This window comes from Nostoc flagelliforme FACHB-838 (genome assembly GCF_014698065.1).
In the GTDB taxonomy this organism is placed as follows: domain Bacteria; phylum Cyanobacteriota; class Cyanobacteriia; order Cyanobacteriales; family Nostocaceae; genus Nostoc; species Nostoc flagelliforme_B.
On sequence record NZ_JACJSI010000542.1, the window covers coordinates 1 to 3,299 of the forward strand.

The 3,299-nt window shown below is 39.2% G+C and carries 4 protein-coding genes and 1 pseudogene; 3 read left to right on the top strand and 2 right to left on the bottom strand.

Features of this window, described 5'->3' with window-relative positions:
• The coding region (locus tag H6G97_RS48335; RefSeq protein WP_190947418.1) for a hypothetical protein at nt 1-481 on the top strand (481 nt) is incomplete at its 5' end.
• Nucleotides 482-502: 21 nt separating this feature from the next.
• Here H6G97_RS48335 and H6G97_RS48340 read toward each other — a convergent pair.
• Both H6G97_RS48340 and H6G97_RS48345 read right to left on the bottom strand, forming a co-directional pair.
• Nucleotides 503-691: a hypothetical protein gene (locus tag H6G97_RS48340; protein ID WP_190947419.1), complete on the bottom strand. Its 189-nt coding sequence runs from the start codon at nt 689-691 to the stop codon at nt 503-505.
• Nucleotides 692-1,044: 353 nt separating this feature from the next.
• Nucleotides 1,045-2,372, bottom strand: a pseudogene (locus H6G97_RS48345) (IS701 family transposase).
• Nucleotides 2,373-2,496: 124 nt separating this feature from the next.
• Here H6G97_RS48345 and H6G97_RS48350 point away from each other — a divergent pair.
• Nucleotides 2,497-2,763 carry an HU family DNA-binding protein gene (locus H6G97_RS48350; RefSeq protein ID WP_190947420.1) on the top strand — a complete coding sequence of 89 codons (267 nt, stop codon included), beginning with the start codon at nt 2,497-2,499 and terminating at the stop codon, nt 2,761-2,763.
• A gap of 101 nt (nt 2,764-2,864) precedes the next feature.
• Nucleotides 2,865-3,215 carry a helix-turn-helix domain-containing protein gene (locus H6G97_RS48355; RefSeq protein WP_206759181.1) on the top strand — a complete coding sequence of 117 codons (351 nt, stop codon included), beginning with the start codon at nt 2,865-2,867 and terminating at the stop codon, nt 3,213-3,215.
• The last annotated feature ends 84 nt before the right edge of the window (nt 3,216-3,299 follow it).

A 3,299-nucleotide genomic window follows, 5' to 3' on the forward strand; every position in this document is an offset into this window, starting at 1 on the left:
GCTAACTGATGCAGAAATCAAAGCTTTATCGGCAATGCAGATTTCGGAGAATGAGTCATTAAATCATACAGCGACAAGATTGCTCCTGGGAATCCTGGGTCAGACAAAAGCTGAGCTGGCGTTATCTAATGGTGATGAGATTAAGGAAATAGTTAAACAGGAAGTAAATGCTTCTTCTGCGTCTACACCCGATGGGGAAGAGATAAGACAGGTAATTAGGCAGGAGATGGCAGATGCGATCGCTCAGATTAAGGGTTTAATAGATGAGCGTAATGGTGGAGTTGCTTTACAAACACAAGAGGCTGTTTCTGTTGAGCAGCAACTCTTACCAGATTATTCAGCAATACGCGAAAAAGTCCTTGGGAAACTGAAAACAGGCAAGCAATCAGCAGCCAAGGCAATTGACACTTTTATTGAGGAACTGGGTGTTGTAAGGGAGCAACAACAGCTAGCAGATAAGGAATTAGGCGTAGCGAGTTAGGATTTTTGTTGCTAGCTACTATTAACCAGTCAACTTAATCACGCCTTGGCTGACTAAATGTTCAAGCTGAGAATGATGCTGTGTTTGCTCCCGTAGCAACTTGAGTTGTTCGTAAGTGAGAATGTGTAATCCGGGGCGAACAACATAACCTTCAATGGTAATGCTTTGTCGTTGCTGGCTATCGGTGCGGTTGTAGGAAATTGAAGGCATATTTACAATTATGTAAGTTAGAACTGATTAGTAGAAGAAAGTTTGATTCTTCACTTTCTTATAGCTTCACACAAGTTCCTCTTAAAAGGTGATTACAGAATCAGTCAAGCTCTCCTAGAACTCAACTGGGTTTATCCCTGAATTCAAAGTTGCCACAGGAGTAGCCGTGCATTGTTAATTTTCGTATGCTGCTTGATTGTGAGTCGTTCTCCCCCTATCCTCATAAAAGATACTAATGGTAAAGTAAATTTCCAATACTGGCAATACTTCAGGGTGATTTATGAACAAAGGGGAATTAGTGGATGCTGTAGCAGCGAAGGCTAATACCAAATTATTATCCCTGTTTTGTCACTCTAGGCAGAGGAAAAGTAGAAATCAGGGTGAGTCAGAGATATAAAAATTGAACTGGTGAGGTTATAAATAATAGATTGAAGTTTAGAAAAGCCCAAAGACAATTGGGGAATAGGAAAAACTGTTAATCAGGGATATATTAAGTTGAATAAGGTAAAAGGTTGAATAAGGTAAAAGGTTGAATTATTAAACGGAGATTGTTAAGAATATTCTTCCAGCCTTTTTCATCATTCCACCAGGGATGCGAAGCTAATTTTGATGGAGATTTTGGCACAGAAGACTGGATTTGTTCAGAGTGTAGGCTAACCATTAAATAGCTGCTACAAACAATCTCCCACCAGCGTTCAATATCCGGGTAGTGAGTTAGCCGATAATCTGACCAACCTAATTCATTCTTGCTTTGCTTCAACCCATACTCAACCCAAGTTCTTAAGCCATAAAAGTTTCCCACATCTCTTGGTGTAAGGTCTGGGTATCTACTCATCACATACCAAGTAGTGTTACCAGGTAATTTCTCTCGATCTGTGGTAATCTGCCAGTACCTATTTTCGCTACGTTTACCATGAATTATTTCTCTGATAAACCTATTTTCACTACTCAGATCAGAAAATACTCGTTTAAACTTATGCCACTTCAAATATTGAGTGTGTTGTCTTGGAAGTAGGTTTACAGAATGGTTTGAGCGAATTGCTACTATATAATTTTTCTTGAGTTCATCTAATACAGCTATGAAGTTCTTACCACTTTCACCATATAAACTATCTGCCAGTACTAAGTTAAAGTTAAAACCCATTGATTCTAGCTTTCTCATCAGCATTGCCGCTATTTCAGGCTTGGTGCGGTATTTATCCCCTGGCTTTAACCTTTCACGAGGCTTATATACTTCAAATAGTAAAGGAAAAGTCATCCCGCAGAACACGCCATACGCTGTCACTGCTACAATTCCATTCTCTACTTTTCCCAAGTTTCCTATATACTGCCGTTTCACATAATCTGTTTTATTCCCTTTCTTTTTATCTCCTGTCTCATCAATAATCAGAATGATTGGTTTACCTTTTAGAACTTGTAAGATTAGCTCTAGTCGCAAAGCTCTTAACTTCTCTATATCCCACGGTGATGTAGTTAAAAAATGATGCAACCCTTGCTGGTTATCCAATCCTACAATTTTTGCTATTTCTGGTAGGGTTTTCCGTTTTAGTTCAGAAATACACCCTACATGAAGGTACTTAAAGGCCTCGAAGCTCCTAACATCTGGAAATAGGCTTTTATACCATTGACAATATTCGTCCACGAATTTGACTGTTGGTGCGGCTGGACGAGGCTGTACCATACTCTGTATCTTGGTTCTAGCGTTTGTACGCTATTATACTACCGCCAGAGTGACAAAACAGGGTTATGAAGCTGCATGAAACTACAGAAAGCTGGAATGATTGCCAAGCATAGTTTCTAGCCTTTTGATTCTATGCAACTTCATACAAAATTGGTATAACATCACAAAGAAGCAAGCTGATGAAATCATTAGTGCTTTTTTGTCAGTAGTTATTGAAGCTGTAGCAAATGGAGAGAAGATAACGCTGGTAGGGTTTGGGTCATTTGAGCGACGCGATCGCTCAGAACGCGAAGGGCGTAATCCGAAAACCAATGAGCCAATGACCATTCCAGCTACTAGAGTTCCTGCGTTTTCTGCTAGGAAGTTGTTTCGGGAGAAAGTAGCGCCTTAACCAATACAGATGTATTTATTAGACTTGTCCGAAATATTAACTTAGGGAAAGAAAAATGGTAAAACGTTAAGTTGAGCCTCTACCATTTTCCACAATTAGTTATGGTTTTTGATTATATACAAAAGTATCCACTACGAACAAAACAGATTTTAGGGATTAGTTACGAACAATTGCAATCACTGCTAAATTGTGCCTTAAAACGACACCGAGATATCAAAGCTAAACAAGAGAGCCATAAAATTAGAATTAATGCGGCTGGTGGTGGTCGTCCCGAAAAGTTATCAACCGAAGAACAAGTATGTTTATGTCTATTTTATCTAAGACAGATGCCAACATTCCAAGTATTAGGAATGTTGTTTGGTGTTTCCAAAACGGAAGCTAATGATACATTTCACGAATGGATACCAATCTTGCGAGATATCTCAGGGTTAGCGCATCTCAAACCCTATTGACAAGGGGATTTGTTTGAATTAGGAACTGTACTGTACGTTGGCTCCTGATTGAACGATGAGAGGAATTAATACCTTACTGTCCAA